Consider the following 16772-nt stretch of genomic DNA (forward strand, 5'->3'; position numbering starts at 1 on the left):
ACGCGATGAAAACAAAACTTTCCTGGTTATGTGCAGTGGCAATGGGGATGAGTGCGCTCCCTGCAACAGTGGCTAACGCAGCGCCTGATAACGCAGCGACCACGCCCGCGCCAACGGTGCCTGTCGTCGCGCAAGCGACCGATCCGGTTGTGACGGCCGCGCCGGGGCAGACGGAGAACGTCGTCCCGAATCAGCCGACGACGGGGAATACGCTGCCCGCCGACAACCCGGTGGTTGGGCAGGTCATGCCTGGCGTGCCGGGAGCCAGTGCGCCGGTGGTTGCCGAAAATACGCCGTCGCGTGACGTTAAGCTGACGTTTGCCCAGATCGCGCCTCCTCCGGGCAGCATGGTTCTGCGCGGCATCAACCCAAATGGCGGCATCGAATTCGGTATGCGCAGCGATGAAGTTGTGTCGAAAGCGATGCTCAACCTGGAATACACCCCATCGCCGTCGCTGCTGCCGGTGCAGTCCCAGCTTAAGGTCTATCTGAATGACGAGCTGATGGACGTCCTGCCCGTCACTAAAGAGCAACTGGGTAAGAAAACCCTGGCTCAGGTGCCGATTAATCCGCTGTTTATCACCGACTTTAACCGCGTGCGTCTGGAGTTTGTCGGCCACTACCGCGATGTCTGTGAAAACCCGGCCAGCAGCACCCTGTGGCTGGATGTCGGTCGTAACTCTTCGCTTCAGATGACCTATCAGCCGCTGGCGTTGAAAAACGATCTCTCCGCCTTCCCGGTGCCGTTCTTCGACCCGCGTGATAACCGTCCGCTGAATCTGCCGATGGTCTTTGCCGGCTCTCCTGATGTGACCGAACAGCTGGCGGCCTCTATCGTGGCATCCTGGTTTGGTTCCCGCTCCGGCTGGCGTGGTCAAAGTTTCCCGGTCATGTACGACAAAATGCCGGACAAAAACGCGATCGTGTTTGCCACCAACGCCAAACGCCCGGCATTTCTGCGTGACCATCCGGAGGTGAAAGCGCCCACCATCGAGATGATCAGCCATCCGGACAATCCGTACGTGAAGCTGCTGGTGATCTTCGGCCGTGATGACAAAGATCTGGTGCAGGCGGCGAAAGGCATTGCGCAGGGGAATATCCTGTTCCGCGGCAACAGCGTTGTGGTGGATGAGGTGAAACCGCTGCTGGCACGTAAGCCTTATGATGCGCCGAACTGGGTACGTACCGACCGGGCCATCACCTTTGGCGAACTGAAAACCTATGAAGAGCAATTGCAGTCAACCGGGCTTGAACCGTCTCCTGTCAGCCTGTCGCTGAACCTGCCGCCGGATCTCTATCTGCTGCGCACTAACGGCATTGATATCAACCTGAACTACCGTTATACCGCGCCGGCAACCAAAGACAGCTCGCGCATGGATATCAGCCTCAACAACCAGTTCCTGCAATCATTCAGCCTGGCCAGCAGCCAGGAGACAAACCGGTTGATGCTTCGTCTGCCTGTATTGCAGGGGCTGCTGGACGGCAAAACCGATGTGTCGATCCCGGCGCTTAAGCTCGGTGCGGTGAACCAGCTGCGGTTTAACTTCCAGTATATGAACCCCATGCCGGGTGGATCGGTGGAAAACTGTATTACCTTCCAGCCGGTGCAAAACCACGTGGTGATTGGTGATGATTCCACGATCGACTTCTCGAAGTATTACCACTTTATCGCGATGCCGGATCTGCGTGCCTTTGCTAACGCCAGCTTCCCGTTCAGCCGCATGGCAGACCTCTCTGAATCGATTGTCGTGATGCCAAAAGCGGCCAACGAAGGCCAGGTTACCACGCTGCTGGACACCATGGGCACCGTCGGGGCGCAAACCGGCTTGCCGGCTATCAACGTGACGGTGACGGATGACGGGAGCCAGATCCAGAACAAAGATGCCGATATCATGGTCATCGGCAACATTCCGGACAAGCTGAAAGACGAGAAGCGCGTCGATCTGCTGGTGCAGGCGGCTCAGTCGTGGGTCAACACGCCGCTGCGTCAGACCGAGTTCCCAAGCATCATGCCGGACAGCGGCGATCGTCAGGCCAATATCAGGACGACCGTAAGCTCAACGGGTCCGATGGCCGCGATTGTCGGCTTCCAGTCGCCGTACAACGACCAGCGTAGCGTTATCGCCCTGCTGGCGGACAGCCCGCGCGGCTATGAGCTACTCAACACGGCCATGAACGACAGCGGTAAACGGGCGGCAATGTTCGGTTCCGTCTCGGTGATCCGTGAGTCGGGCGTAAACAGCCTGCGCGTGGGGGATGTCTACTACGTCGGTCATCTGCCATGGTTCGAACGGCTGTGGTACGCCCTGTCTAACCACCCGGTGCTGCTGGCCGTGCTGGCTGCGCTCAGCGTCGTACTGCTGGCGTGGGTACTGTGGCGTCTGCTGCGAATCATCAGCCGTCGTCGTCTAAACCCGGACCATGAGTAAGCGGTGATGAAAATCTTTCGCGGGTGTGTAGTCGCAGCGTTGATGCTGGCGGCGGCGAATCTTCACGCCGCCTGCCGCTGGCCTGCCTGGGAGACGTTCAAGCAGGATTATATGAGCGAAAGTGGACGCGTCATTGATCCCAGTGACGCGCGCAAAATCACCACCTCCGAAGGGCAAAGCTACGGACTGTTCTTTGCCCTCGCGGCAAACGATCGCAAGGCGTTCGATCTGCTGCTGGCATGGACGCGCGATAACCTTGCCGAGGGAGATTTAACCCAACATCTCCCGGCCTGGCTGTGGGGGAAAAAGGACGACGAAACCTGGGCGGTTATCGACCCTAACTCCGCGTCTGATGCCGATATCTGGATTGCCTGGTCGCTGCTGGAAGCCGGGCGGCTGTGGAAAAATCCCGATTACACGCGCACGGGTAAGGCGCTGTTGACGCGCATTGCCAGTGAGGAAGTGGTGAAGGTGCCGGGGCTGGGTTCTATGCTGCTGCCGGGTAAAGTCGGTTTTGCCGAAGAGAGTGTCTGGCGCTTCAACCCCAGCTACCTGCCGCCGCAGCTTGCGAGCTATTTCACCCGTTTTGGCGCGCCGTGGACGACGCTCCGTGAAACTAACCTGCGTCTGCTGCTGGAGACCGCGCCTAAAGGATTTTCCCCGAACTGGGTGAAATACCAGAAGAAGGGTGGCTGGCAGCTGTCGCAGGATGCGTCCCTGATCGGCAGCTACGATGCAATTCGCGTCTATCTGTGGGTAGGGATGATGAACGATAACGATCCGCAGAAAGCCCGGCTACTGGCGCGTTTCAAGCCCATGGCGACCACCACAATCAAACAAGGCTTGCCGCCGGAGAAAGTGGACGTCGCGACCGGGAAACGCACCGGAAATGGGCCGGTAGGGTTTTCTGCCTCCCTCCTTCCGTTTTTACAAAACCGGGACGCGCAGGCGGTGCAACGCCAGCACGTCGCCGATCGTTTTCCCGATAACAATGCTTATTACAGCTACGTTCTGACCCTCTTTGGACAAGGGTGGGATCAGCATCGTTTTCGTTTCACCGTGCAAGGTGAATTACTACCGGATTGGGGCCAGGAATGCGCACGTTCACACTGAATCTACTCACCTTATCGCTTGGTCTGGCGCTAATGCCCCTGGCCCAGGCCGCCAACTCCCCGCAGCAGAGACAGCTGCTGGAACAGGTCCGTCTGGGGGAATCCACCCAGCGTGAGGATTTAGTGCGCCAGTCGCTCTATCGCCTTGAGCTGATCGACCCCAACAACCCGGACGTGATTGCCGCGCGCTTCCGCTACCTGTTACGACAGGGCGATACGGCGGGCGCGCAAAAAGAGCTGGATCGCCTGAAAGGAATGGCACCCGATTCCAGTGCCTACCAGTCATCCCGTACTACTATGCTGCTCTCCACGCCGGATGGTCGCCAGGCCCTCCAGCAGGCTCGCCTGCTTGCCACCACCGGGCACACCCAGGAAGCCATTGCCGCGTATGACAAACTGTTTGACGGTAAGCCGCCCAGCGGCGACATCGCGACGGAGTACTGGAACGTGGTGGCGAAAGAGCCAGCCCGCCGCAACCTGGCCATTAATCAGCTTAAGAAAATAAACGCCAGCAGTCCGGGCAACGTCCCGCTACAGTCCTCGCTGGCACAGCTTTTGTTCCAGAGCGGACGGCGTGATGAAGGGTTTGCGGTGTTGCAGGAGATGGCCAAATCGAACAATGGCCGCAGTCAGGCGTCGGACATGTGGTACCAGCAGATCAAAGATCAGCCGGCCAGCAGCGCCAGCGTTACCGCGCTGCAACAATACCTGAGCGTGTTCAGCGATGGCGATAACGTGACGGCGGCGCGCGCCCAGTTTGAAGCGCAGCAAAAACAGCTCGCCGATCCGGCGTTCCGCGCCAAAGCCGAAGGGTTAGCCGCAGTGGATGCCGGGCAGGGCAGTAAAGCGGTAACGGAGTTGCAGAAAGCAGTCAGCGCCAACCACGCCGACAGTGAAGCCGTAGGCGCGCTGGGGCAGGCTTATTCTCAGAAAGGCGATCGCGCGCGTGCGGTTGCGCAGTTTGAAAAGGCGATCGCCATCGATCCGCAGAGCGATAACCGGGGTAAATGGGACAGCCTGCTGAAGGTCAACCGATACTGGCTGCTGATCCAGCAGGGGGATAACGCCCTGAAAGCCAACAATACGGCCCAGGCCGAACGCTATTACCAGCAGGCGCGCAATATCGACAATACCGACAGCTACGCGGTTCTGGGGTTAGGTGATGCGGCGGCGGCGCGCAAAGATAACGACGCGGCCGAACGCTATTACCGCCAGGCGTTGCGGATGGACAGCAGCAACAGTAACGCGGTGCGCGGTCTCGCCAATATTTATCGCGCGCAGTCTCCGGAGAAGGCGACGCAGTTTATTCAGTCGCTCTCTGCCAGCCAGCGCCGCAGCATTGATGATATTGAACGTAGCCTGACGAACGAGCAGCTTTCAGCCCAGGCCGAACAGCTGGAAAGCGAAGGGAAATATGCGCAGGCCGCAGAAATTCAGCGCCGACGCCTTGCGCTTTCCCCGGGCGACGTGTGGATCACCTACCGACTGTCACGCGATCTGTATAGCGCGGGTCAGCGCAGCCAGGCGGATAACCTGATGCGTCAGCTGGCAAGCCAGAAACCGGGCGATCCGGATCAGGTTTACGCCAGCGGGCTGTACCTGTCCGGTAACGATCAGGACCGGGCGGCGCTGGCGCATCTGAACACGCTGCCGCGCGACAAGTGGAACGGCAACATCCAGGCGCTGGCAGACCGCCTGCAAAGTAACCAGGTGCTGGAAACCGCCAACCGCCTGCGCGACAGTGGAAAAGAGCAGGAAGCGGAAACGTTGCTTCGCCAGCAGCCTCCGTCCACCCGTATCGACCTGACGCTGGCGGACTGGGCTGAACAGCGAGGCGATCATGAGGCCGCGAAAACCGCCTACAACACCGTCCTGCAACGCGAACCGCAGAACGAAGACGCGATCCTCGGCCTGACCGAGGTTTACCTTGCCCAGGGCAACAAGGACGCGGCGCGCGCGGCGCTGGCGAAGCTGCCCGCGGCACAGAACGGCGAACCGCTCTCCATCAATATGCAGCGACGGCTTGCCATGGCGCAGGCCGGCCTGGGCGATCGTGCCGCGGCAGAAAAGACCTTCAACGCCATTCTTCCGCAGGCCAAATCGCAGCCGCCTTCGATGGAAAGTGCGCTGGTGATGCGCGATGCCGCCCGTTTCCAGGCACAAAATGGTCAGCCTCAGCAGGCGCTGGACACCTGGAAAGATGCGATGGTCTCATCGGGCATCACAACGACCCGTCCGACCGATAACGACAGCTTTACGCGGCTCACGCGTAACGATGAGAAAGATGACTGGCTGAAGCGCGGCGTGCGCAGCGATGCAGGCGATCTTTATCGTCAGCAGGATCTGAACGTCACGCTGCAACACGACTACTGGGGTTCCAGCGGCACGGGAGGGTATTCCGACCTGAAAGCGCATACCACCATGCTCCAGGTTGATGCGCCGCTGTCGGACGGACGTATGTTCTTCCGTAGCGATCTGGTCAATATGAACGCCGGTTCCTTTGACACCGATAACGGAACCTACGATCCGACATGGGGTACCTGCGCCGAAACGCCATGTCACGGCAGCACGAACCAGTCGGCCAACGGCGCCAGCGTGGCCGTCGGCTGGCAGAACAAAACCTGGGCGTGGGATATCGGTACAACGCCGATGGGCTTCGACGTGGTCGATGTGGTGGGCAGCCTGAGCTACAGCAACGATTTAGGGCCGATTGGCTACACCCTGAACGCCCATCGCCGTCCGATTTCCAGCTCGGTGCTGGCCTTCGCCGGGCAAAAAGATCCCAATACCGACACCACCTGGGGCGGCGTGCGTGCCACCGGTGGTGGCGTGAGCATGAGCTACGACAAAGGCGAAGCTAACGGGATCTGGTCAAGCCTGAGTGCCGACAGCCTCACCGGGAAGAATGTCGAAGATAACTGGCGCGTCCGCTGGATGACCGGCTATTACTACAAGCTCATCAATCAGAACAACGAACGCCTGACGGTGGGCGTGTCCAACATGCTCTGGCATTACGATAAGGATTTAAGTGGTTATTCGCTGGGCCAGGGCGGTTACTACAGTCCCCAGGAGTATGTGTCGTTCGCCTTACCGGTGAACTGGCGTAAACGCACAGAGAACTGGTCATGGGAGCTGGGCGGCTCCGTCTCCTGGTCCCATTCAAAAACAAAAGATGTGATGCGTTATCCGTTACAGGGGCTGATCCCGGACAATGAGCCAGGCCGTTATACCGATAAAGGTGTAATGGAAACCGGAAGTAGCTCGTCAGGAACGGGTTATACCGCAAGGGCGATTGTTGAACGCCGCGTGACGTCCAACTGGTTTGTCGGTCTGGGCGTCGATATTCAGGAAGCAAAAGACTATACCCCGAGCCATGCGCTGCTCTACGTTCGGTATTCTGCCGCGGGCTGGCAGGGTGATATGGACTTACCACCGGAACCGCTGGTGCCTTATGCAGACTGGTGATCGGATTTTTACTTAATCTAATTGTAAGTCTCTCTTAAAAGTGCAGCTATCGGGTATACTCGGACGCACCAGGTTTACACCCTGGTGCGCCCTGCGCTTCGAGTTTTGTGGAGAGTCATTTTGCGTGTCAGCCGTTCCTTAACGATCAAACAGATGGCGATGGTGTCTGCCGTCACAATGCTGTTTGTCTTCATCTTCTGCGTCATTTTGCTGTTTCACTCCGTACAGCAGAACCGCTATAACACGGCTTCGCAACTGGAAAGTATTGCCCGCTCGGTGCGGGAACCCCTGTCGGCCTCGATCCTGAAAGGGGATATCCCCGAGGCGGAATCCATCCTGAAGCGCATTCAGCCCGCCGGTATCGTGAGCCGCGCGGATGTCGTGCTGCCGAACCAGTTCCAGGCGCTGCGGATGAGCTTTATCCCGGAGCGTCCCGTCCCGATGATGGTGATGCGCCTGTTTGAACTGCCGGTGCAAATTTCCCTGCCTCTCTATTCCCTGGAAAGACCGGCTAACCCGCAGCCGCTGGCCTACCTGGTGCTACAGGCTGACTCGTACCGCAGGTATAAATTCGTCATGAGTTGGGTTGCTACGTTAGTGACTACTTACTTACTTTTGACATTAATGCTGAGCGTGGCGCTGACGTGGTGCATCAACCGCTTAATTGTGCATCCGTTGCGCCGCATAGCCCGGGAGCTGAACGACCTCTCTCCTCAGGAGCACATGGGGCATCAGCTTCCGTTGCCGCGCCTGCATCACGACGATGAAATTGGCATGCTGGTCCGGAGTTACAATATCAACCAGCAGCGTGTCCTGCGTCAGCAGGAAGAGCTCAGTAGCAATGCCACCCGTTTTCCGGTATCCGATCTGCCAAACAAAGCGTTTTTAATGGCCTTGCTGGAGCAGACCGTCGCCCGCCAGCAGACCACCGCGCTGATGGTGATTGCCTGCGAAACCTTGCAGGACACGGCGGGCGTGCTGAAAGAGAGCCAGCGCGAGATGCTGTTGCTGACGCTGGTGGAAAAGGTGAAATCCGTTCTGGCGCCGCGCATGGTGCTCACCCAGGTCAGCGGTTATGACCTGGTGGTGATCGCGCACGGTGTTAAAGAGCCGTGGCACGCCATTACGCTAGGTCAGCAAGTACTCACTGTCATTAATGAGCGGCTGCCCATTCAGGGTATCCAGCTTCGCCCGAGCGCCAGCATCGGTATTGCGATGTACTACGGGGGGCTGACCGCCGAGCAGCTTTATCGTCGGGCCTTCTCGGCCGCGTTCACCGCGCGCCGAAAAGGCAAAAACCAGATCCAGTTCTTTGATCCGGAGCAGATGGAAAAAGCCCAGCAGCGCCTGACGGAAGAGAGCGACATTCTGACGGCGATGGATAATCGCCGGTTTGCGCTCTGGCTACAGCCGCAGGTCAATTTGCGTACGGGTGAAGTGACCAGCGCCGAAGCGTTGCTGCGTATGCAACAGCCGGACGGCACGTGGGAGCTGCCTGAGGGGATGATCGAACGTATCGAGTCCTGTGGCCTGATGGTCACCGTCGGCTACTGGGTGCTGGAAGAGTCGTGCCGCCAGCTTGCGGCCTGGCAACAACGGGGCATCACGCTGCCGCTGTCGGTGAATCTCTCTGCGCTACAGCTGATGCACCCGACCATGGTGCCGGAGATGCTCGAGTTGATCCACCGCTACCGCATCCAGCCCCACACGTTGATCCTGGAAGTCACCGAGAGCCGTTGTATCGATAATCCTGACGACGCTGTCGCCATTCTGAAACCGCTGCGTAATGCCGGGATCCGCATTGCGCTGGACGATTTCGGTATGGGGTATTCCGGCCTGCGTCAGCTCCAGCACATGAAAACCCTGCCGGTGGACGTCCTGAAAATCGACAAAACCTTTGTGGAAGGGCTGCCGGAGGATTGCAGCCTGGTACAGGCCATTATTCAGATGGCGCACAGCCTGAATCTGCACGTCATTGCCGAGGGTATTGAAACCGACGCCCAGCGTGATTGGCTGGCTGCGGCGGGCGTGGAGAGCGGACAGGGCTTCCTGTTTGACCGCGCCGTACCGACGGATATCTTTGAGCAACGCTATCTCTCCGACGCTGGCAATAACGCAAAAGTGTAATTTTGTTGCTGGCTTGTGCGAGCCAGCTCAAAGTTCTTAACATTTGTGTTTCAAATTTGAACCCCGTTTATTTCTGTCCTGTTATGTGGGTGTTATTTTAAAGCCGCAGGTTAACCATAACCTTACAAAGCCTGTAGTTTTTCTTTCCAGGGACACCCTATGAAAACCTCACTCTTCAAAAGTCTTTACTTCCAGGTCCTGACAGCCATCGCCATCGGTATTCTGCTCGGTCACTACTACCCGGAGCTGGGCGCGCAGATGAAACCGCTTGGCGACGCGTTCGTTAAGCTCATCAAAATGATCATCGCGCCGGTCATTTTCTGTACCGTGGTGACCGGTATCGCTGGCATGGAAAGCATGAAGGCGGTCGGGCGTACGGGGGCGGTTGCCCTGCTGTACTTCGAGATTGTCAGTACCATCGCGCTGATTATCGGCCTGATAATTGTCAACGTAGTACAGCCTGGCGCGGGCATGAACGTCGACCCGGCCACGCTGGATGCGAAAGCGGTGGCGGTTTACGCTGAACAGGCGAAAGATCAGGGGATTGTTGCCTTCCTGCTGGACGTGATCCCGAGCAGCGTGATTGGCGCGTTCGCCAGCGGAAACATCCTCCAGGTGCTGCTGTTTGCCGTGCTGTTTGGCTTTGCCCTGCACCGTCTTGGCAGCAAAGGTCAGCTGATTTTTAACGTCATTGAAAGCTTCTCGCAGGTGATCTTCGGCATCATCAACATGATTATGCGTCTGGCCCCGATTGGCGCCTTTGGCGCGATGGCCTTCACCATCGGGAAATACGGCGTCGGCACGCTGGTACAGCTGGGCCAGCTGATCGTCTGCTTCTACATCACCTGTATTCTGTTTGTGGTGGTGGTGCTCGGCTCCATCGCCCGTGCGACCGGCTTCAGCATCTTCAAATTTATCCGTTACATTCGTGAAGAGCTGCTGATTGTCCTCGGCACATCCTCTTCGGAGTCCGCGCTGCCGCGTATGCTCGATAAAATGGAAAAGCTGGGCTGCCGTAAGTCAGTGGTGGGGCTGGTTATTCCTACGGGCTATTCCTTTAACCTGGACGGCACCTCGATATACCTGACGATGGCGGCGGTCTTTATTGCCCAGGCCACTAACAGCCACATGGATATCTTCCATCAGATTACGCTGCTGGTGGTGCTTCTGCTCTCTTCAAAAGGGGCGGCGGGCGTAACGGGCAGCGGATTTATCGTGCTGGCGGCCACCATTTCGGCGGTGGGCCATCTGCCGGTGGCGGGCCTGGCCCTGATCCTCGGTATTGACCGCTTTATGTCTGAAGCCCGTGCGTTAACCAACCTGGTCGGCAATGGCGTGGCGACGATTGTGGTGGCGAAGTGGGTGAAAGAGCTGGATCACAAGAAGCTTAACGATACGCTGAATAACCGCACATCTGAGGACAAAACCCCCGGTTTATCCTCTTAATCCCTCATAAATGCCCGTATTCCCTTGTGGGGATGCGGGCACCTGCGCATAATAACCGTTCATACCTGTCATAATTCGACAAGATTTTTTTTGGGTATATTTCACTTCCGCCCGTGACGTTTAGCCGAACACGCTGTCTAATCGGAAGGTTTTCATCGTCATCTTTGAGTGCTCACGTCGCGAGACACTCTCTTTAACCAGGAATGTTGATCAGGGGTTCACATGCAGGGCACAAAAATTCGACTCTTAACCGGCGGTTTGCTGATGATGGCAGCAGCCAGTTATGTGCAGGCAGATGCGCTCCAGCCAGACCCGGCCTGGCAACAGGGAACACTGGCGAACGGTTTCCAGTGGCAGGTATTATCCACTCCGCAACGTCCGAGCGATCGCATTGAAATCCGTCTTTCTGTGAATACCGGCTCCCTCACTGAAAGCACCCAGCAGACCGGCTTAAGCCACTTTATTCCTCGACTGGCGCTCACCCAGAGCGGCAGTTTGCAGGCGGTTCAGGTGCGTTCTTTATGGCAACAGGCCATCGATCCGAAACGCCCGCTGCCTCCGGCTGTGGTCTCCTATGACTACACCATGTTTAACCTGAGCCTGCCCAACAACCGTAACGATCTGCTTAAAGAAGCCCTTACCTATCTTTCCGATGCCACCGGCAAACTGGCGATTACGCCTGAGACCGTTAACTATGCGTTGAGCAACAGCGACATGGTGGCGACCTGGCCGACGGATACCAAAGAAGGCTGGTGGCGCTACCGCCTGAAAGGGTCAACGCTGCTTGGCCACGACCCGGCAGAGCCGCTAAAACAGCCGGTTGATGCCGCGCAGGTGAAATCTTTCTACCAGCAGTGGTACACCCCGGATGCCATGACCCTGATTGTGGTGGGCAACGTGGACAGCCGTACGGTGATAGAACAGATCAACAAAGCATTTGGCGATCTGAAAGGGAAGCGTGAAACGCCCGCCCCTGTTCCTACCTTGTCCCCGCTGCGTCCTGAGACGGTCAGCATCATGACGGATACCGTGCGTCAGGATCGTCTTTCAATGATGTGGGATACGGCCTGGCAGCCGATCCGCGAGTCTTCTGCGCTGTTGCGTTACTGGCGTGCGGATCTCGCGCGTGAAGCGCTGTTCTGGCACGTTCAGCAGACGCTCAGCAAGAACAACGTGAAAGATATTGGCCTGGGCTTTGACTGCCGTGTGCTGTTCCAGCGCGCCCAGTGCGCCATTAACGTGGAATCGCCGGGCGATAAGCTGAATGCCAATCTCGGCGTGGTGGCGAAAGAGCTGGCTAAAGTGCGTAAAGAGGGCCTGTCTGAAGAGGAGTTTAACGCGCTGGTGGCGCAGAAATCCCTTGAATTGCAGAAACTGTTCGCCACCTATGCCCGCGCCGATACCGATATCTTAATCAGCCAGCGCATTCGCTCCTTGCAGAATCAGGTGGTGGATATCGCGCCGGAGCAGTATCAGAAACTGCGTCAGGACTTCCTGAACGGTCTGACCGTGGAGATGCTGAATCAGGATCTGCGTCAGCAGCTGTCGCAGGATATGGCGCTGATTCTGTTGCAGCCGAAAGGTGAGCCGGAATATGACATGAAAGAGTTGAAGGCCACCTGGAACGCCATCATGGCGACGCCGCCGCAGCCAGCGCAAACGGCAGCCGATGATTTACATCAGGATGCGAGTGATATTCCGCAGGGCCAGTAAGCCCTGCGTTCCCAGAGGGTTAGGGTGCGGGCAAGCAGCCCGCACAGTCCTTAGGCAGGCATCGCCTCGCGCGGAATAATCGCTCCGCGATACTGAATCACCGTGCTGGCCGTTAAATGACCGCGCTGCGCCGCCGTTTCCGACGTACCCCCTGTCAGACGTACCGCCAGATACCCCGCGCTGAAAGAATCTCCCGCCGCCGTGGTATCGATCACTTTCTCTTTCGCCAGCTTCACCGCCGGGACCTCTTTTACGGCTTCACCTGCAACCGCCACCAGGCAAGACTCCGCCCCGCGCTTGATCACCACTTCGCTGACCCCGGCAGCCTGCGTCCGGGCAATGACCTCATCAACCGGTTTTTCGCCCCACAGGGCGTCTTCATCATCCAGCGTCAGGAAGGCGATATCGGTGCATTCGAGCATCTGCTGGTAGACCTGCTGCGTCTCTTCGCGGCTGGCCCACAAACGCGGACGGTAGTTGTTATCGAAAATCACCTTACCGCCATTGGCACGGCATTCGCGCAGCAGTGACAGCAGCTTTTCACGGCTCTCCTGGCTCAGGATCGCCAGACTGATCCCGCTCAGGTAGAGATAATCGAAGGTGGCCAGTTCTTCGCAAATGGCAGCGGCGGCCTCGCTTTCCAGCCAGAATTTGGCGGCCGCTTCATTACGCCAGTAATAGAAGGTGCGCTCGCCGGTGCTGTCGGTTTCGATGTAGTACAAACCCGGCAGGCGGTTTTCCATTCGCTGGATCAGCGAGGTCCCAACGTGTTCACCCTGCCAGGCTTCCAGCATCTGCTGGCTGAAGCTGTCCGTTCCCAGCGCGGTAACGTAGCTCACGCTCAGCGCGTCGGGGGAGACCTGACGGGCAATGTAAACGGAGGTGTTCAATGTATCGCCACCAAAACCGCGGCTGACTTCCGCGCCTTTCTGGGACAGCTCAATCATGCATTCGCCAATCACGGCAATTTTTTTAGACATAGTCGTGAACCTGAACAAAGTAATTAAGGGTAGTGTGCGCTGTGTGTTTTTTATGGTCAACTATATTAAAACGACGTTCCATTATTTTTTTTGAGCCAGCGCGTATTCCGGCATATTTCTGTCATCTTAATTTCATTTTCCCGGTGAATTGAACATAAAGTTCTCACCTGGCGGGCCGATAACTCAGTGACGAGTCCAGAAAGGCTATCCCATACAACAGGACATCCGAAATGAAGTCAGAGCAGGTTATCCAGCGGCTGAGCACTACGCCTGAGGCAAGTATTGAGAACTTGCAGGAGCATCGCTACTGGCTGCAATGTGAGCGAGCATACACCTATCAGCCCATCTACCGTACCGACGGTCGGTTAATGGCGATTGAGGTGTTAACGGTCGTCACTCATCCATCGAATCCTTCCCAGCGTATTGCGCCGGACCGCTATTTTGCGGAGGTTGCCGTGCGTCAGCGTATCGACGTGCTGGAAGAGCAGCTGAGAATGCTGGCGACGAAGCAGGCGTTCTTCGAGCAGCACGGTATTCTGGCGTCGGTGAACGTGGATGGCCCAACCCTGATGGCGTTACGTCAGAACGCGACATTGCAGGCGCTGATTGCCACCTTGCCGTGGATGCGCTTCGAGCTGGTGGAACATGTTCAGCTGCCGCAAGACTCCTCGTTTGCCTCGATGTGTGAGTTTGGCCCGCTGTGGCTGGATGATTTCGGTACCGGTATGGCCAACTTCTCCGCCCTGAGCGAAGTGCGTTATGACTACATCAAAGTGGCCCGCGATCTGTTTATCATGCTGCGCCAGACGCCGGAGGGACGGAACCTGTTTACGATGCTCCTGCAACTGATGAACCGCTATTGCCAGGGCGTCATTGTGGAAGGCGTAGAGACGCTGGAGGAGTGGCGCGACGTGCAAAATTCTCCGGCAGCGGCGGCACAGGGTTATTTCCTCTCTCGTCCTGTCCCCATGGATACCCTGGAAAAGGTGATAACCAGCCTCTGATCTGCCCGCTTCCCTTTGTCTGAACTATAGTTTTAGAGGCAAGTTCATCAGGAAAGGGGACAACAATGACAAAAACAACCAGGGTGATTTCCTGGACAGCAGGGATTTTCTTGTTGCTGATCGTGGTCTTAATCATCATTATCGCCACGTTTGACTGGAACCGCCTCAAACCGACCATCAACCAGAAAGTCTCAACCGAGCTGAACCGCCCCTTCGCAATACGTGGCGATTTGGGCGTCGTGTGGGAGCGCCAGAAAGAGGAAACCGGCTGGCGGAGCTGGGTGCCCTGGCCGCACGTTCACGCCGACGATATTATTCTCGGCAACCCGCCCGACATCCCCGAAGTAACCATGATCCACCTGCCGCGCGTGGAAGCCACGCTGGCGCCGTTAGCCCTGTTAACCAAAACGGTGTATCTGCCGTGGATCAAACTCCAGCAGCCCGACGCGCGGCTGATTCGCCTGTCAGAGAAAAACAACAACTGGACGTTCGATCTCGCCAGCAGCGGCGATAAAGATCAGAATGCGCAGCCCTCTTCGTGGTCTTTCCGCCTCGACAATATTCTGTTCGATCGGGGGCGGATCGCCATTGACGATAAGGTGAGTAAGGCTGACGTGGAGATCCTCGTCGATCCGCTGGGCAAGCCGCTGCCGTTTAGCGAAGTGACGGGCAGCAAAGCCAAAGGCGATGACAGCAAAGCGGGCGATTACGTCTTCGGCCTGACGGCGAAAGGGCGCTACAACGGCCAGCCGCTGACGGGGAAAGGCAAAATCGGCGGCATGCTGGCGCTCAGGAGCGAGGGCACGCCGTTCCCGGTGCAGGCGGATTTCCGCTCGGGCAATACCCGCGTGGCGTTCGTGGGCACGGTTAACGACCCGATGAACATGGGCGGCGTCGACCTCCAGCTTAAGTTTGCCGGTGATTCGCTGGGTGAACTGTACGATCTCACCGGCGTGCTGCTGCCGGATACCCCGCCGTTTGAAACGGACGGGCACCTGGTTGCCAAAATCAACACCGAAAAATCGTCCGTCTTTGACTACCGGAATTTTAACGGCCGCATCGGCGACAGCGATATCCACGGCACGCTGACTTACACCACCGGTAAACCGCGCCCGAAACTGGAGGGGGACGTTGAATCCCGCCAGCTGCGTCTGGCCGATCTTGGTCCGCTGATTGGCGTAGATTCGGGCAAAGGCACGAAGTCAAAAGAGGTTAAAAAGGACGTTCAGCCTGCGGGTAAAGTGCTGCCCTATGACCGCTTCGAAACCGACAAGTGGGACGTGATGGACGCGGATGTGCGCTTCAAAGGACGTAAAATTGAGCATGGCAGCACGCTGCCGCTGAGCAACCTCTCGACCCATATCATCCTGAAAAACGCCGACCTGCGCCTGCAACCGCTGAAGTTTGGCATGGCCGGGGGAACCATTTCATCGAATATCCACCTGGAGGGGGATAAAAAGCCAATGCAGGGAAGGGCGGAGATCCAGGCGCGTCGGCTGAAGCTGAAAGAGCTGATGCCGGACGTGGAGTTGATGCAGAAGACCCTCGGTGAGATGAACGGCGACGCGGACATTCGCGGCACGGGTAACTCGGTAGCGGCGCTGCTGGGCAGCGGAAACGGCAACCTGAAGCTGCTGATGAACGACGGGCTGGTGAGCCGTAACCTGATGGAGATCCTGGGGCTGAACGTCGGGAACTTTATCATCGGGCAAATCTTCGGTGATGACGAAGTACGCGTTAACTGCGCGGCGGCAAATCTGGATCTGGTCAACGGCGTGGCGCGTCCGCAGATTTTCGCCTTCGACACGGAAAACGCGGTTATCAACGTCACCGGTACCGCCAGCATGGCGTCCGAGCAGCTGGATTTAACCATCGATCCGGAAAGTAAAGGCATTCGTATCATTACCCTGCGCTCGCCGCTGTACGTTCGCGGGACCTTCAAAGATCCGCAGGCGGGCGTGAAGGCCGGGCCATTGATTGCGCGTGGTGCGGTCGCCGCCGCGCTCGCTACGCTGGTCACCCCTGCGGCGGCGCTGCTGGCGTTGATTTCGCCGTCAGAAGGCGAAGCGAATCAGTGTCGGACGATTTTATCGCAGATGAAGAAGTAGTCCCGTTTCTCCCTCTCCCTGTGGGGAGAGGGGGCTCCAGTAATTTGAAAGCAAAAGCTATAACGTTGCCTCAGAATAACTGAGGGCTTTCAGCGATGCCTCGGTCCGGCTGTAAATCGCTGAGGCGTTTCCTGTAGGCCGGGGCGAGGCGCAGGGATGCGCCGAGAGGGCGGGCTTTACAGGGATGTTACCTCCGCCCGTCCCCGATAAGCCGGAAGGAATAAGCCGAAGGCACCGCGAAGCGGCGATTTTCCGCCGGAAGCCCGGGTCGCCAGGGTGGTGGCGACTGAGCCACCCTGGCACGTTCACCGCTCATGTCGTGACAGAGTAGCAAGGAACATAAAGTGAACGGAATGACCACCTGAGCCGTATGTTCCCCCTCACCCCA

The 16772-nt window shown here is 57.7% G+C and carries 9 protein-coding genes; 8 read left to right on the top strand and 1 reads right to left on the bottom strand.

The annotated features are described in order from the left end of the window. The first annotated feature begins 5 nt into the window (after nucleotides 1–5). The 6 genes from bcsB to RHN82_RS10720 all read left to right on the top strand — a co-directional run bounded on the left by bcsB (nucleotide 6) and on the right by RHN82_RS10720 (nucleotide 12292). Nucleotides 6–2429 (top strand): cellulose biosynthesis cyclic di-GMP-binding regulatory protein BcsB, encoded by a 2424-nt coding sequence (gene bcsB / locus RHN82_RS10695; RefSeq protein WP_071886799.1) that lies wholly within the window; start codon nucleotides 6–8, stop codon nucleotides 2427–2429. A gap of 6 nt (nucleotides 2430–2435) precedes the next feature. Beyond that, a complete protein-coding gene (gene bcsZ, locus RHN82_RS10700) occupies nucleotides 2436–3542 on the top strand; it encodes a cellulose synthase complex periplasmic endoglucanase BcsZ (protein ID WP_032649803.1) in 1107 nt (368 codons plus the stop codon). Then, on the top strand, nucleotides 3524–7006 hold the full coding sequence (bcsC, locus tag RHN82_RS10705; RefSeq protein ID WP_047052454.1) for a cellulose synthase complex outer membrane protein BcsC: 3483 nt from the start codon (nucleotides 3524–3526) through the stop codon (nucleotides 7004–7006). Before bcsZ ends, bcsC begins: the two co-directional genes overlap by 19 nt. 120 nt (nucleotides 7007–7126) lie before the next feature. Beyond that, complete coding sequence (gene hmsP, locus RHN82_RS10710; protein WP_047052453.1) at nucleotides 7127–9133, top strand: biofilm formation regulator HmsP; 2007 nt, start codon at nucleotides 7127–7129, stop codon at nucleotides 9131–9133. A 159-nt stretch (nucleotides 9134–9292) separates the two neighbouring features. Beyond that, a complete protein-coding gene (gene dctA / locus RHN82_RS10715; RefSeq protein WP_015571524.1) occupies nucleotides 9293–10579 on the top strand; it encodes a C4-dicarboxylate transporter DctC in 1287 nt (428 codons plus the stop codon). Nucleotides 10580–10801: 222 nt separating this feature from the next. Next, on the top strand, nucleotides 10802–12292 hold the full coding sequence (locus RHN82_RS10720) for a pitrilysin family protein (RefSeq protein ID WP_047052452.1): 1491 nt from the start codon (nucleotides 10802–10804) through the stop codon (nucleotides 12290–12292). A 50-nt stretch (nucleotides 12293–12342) separates the two neighbouring features. Here RHN82_RS10720 and RHN82_RS10725 read toward each other — a convergent pair whose 3' ends face one another. Continuing rightward, the gene (locus RHN82_RS10725; RefSeq protein WP_047052451.1) at nucleotides 12343–13272 is read right to left on the bottom strand and encodes a sugar kinase; all 930 of its coding nucleotides are present in this window, start codon (nucleotides 13270–13272) and stop codon (nucleotides 12343–12345) included. 230 nt (nucleotides 13273–13502) lie between these two features. Between RHN82_RS10725 and pdeH the strand changes: the two genes are divergently transcribed. Then, on the top strand, nucleotides 13503–14276 hold the full coding sequence (gene pdeH, locus RHN82_RS10730; protein WP_003861193.1) for a cyclic-guanylate-specific phosphodiesterase: 774 nt from the start codon (nucleotides 13503–13505) through the stop codon (nucleotides 14274–14276). 65 nt (nucleotides 14277–14341) lie between these two features. Continuing rightward, nucleotides 14342–16384, top strand: coding sequence for an AsmA family protein (locus RHN82_RS10735; RefSeq protein WP_045357941.1), 2043 nt, complete (start codon nucleotides 14342–14344; stop codon nucleotides 16382–16384). Nucleotides 16385–16772 lie beyond the last annotated feature (388 nt).

Source organism: Enterobacter cloacae complex sp. EB5 (genome assembly GCF_031432835.1).
GTDB classification, from domain to species: domain Bacteria; phylum Pseudomonadota; class Gammaproteobacteria; order Enterobacterales; family Enterobacteriaceae; genus Enterobacter; species Enterobacter hormaechei_C.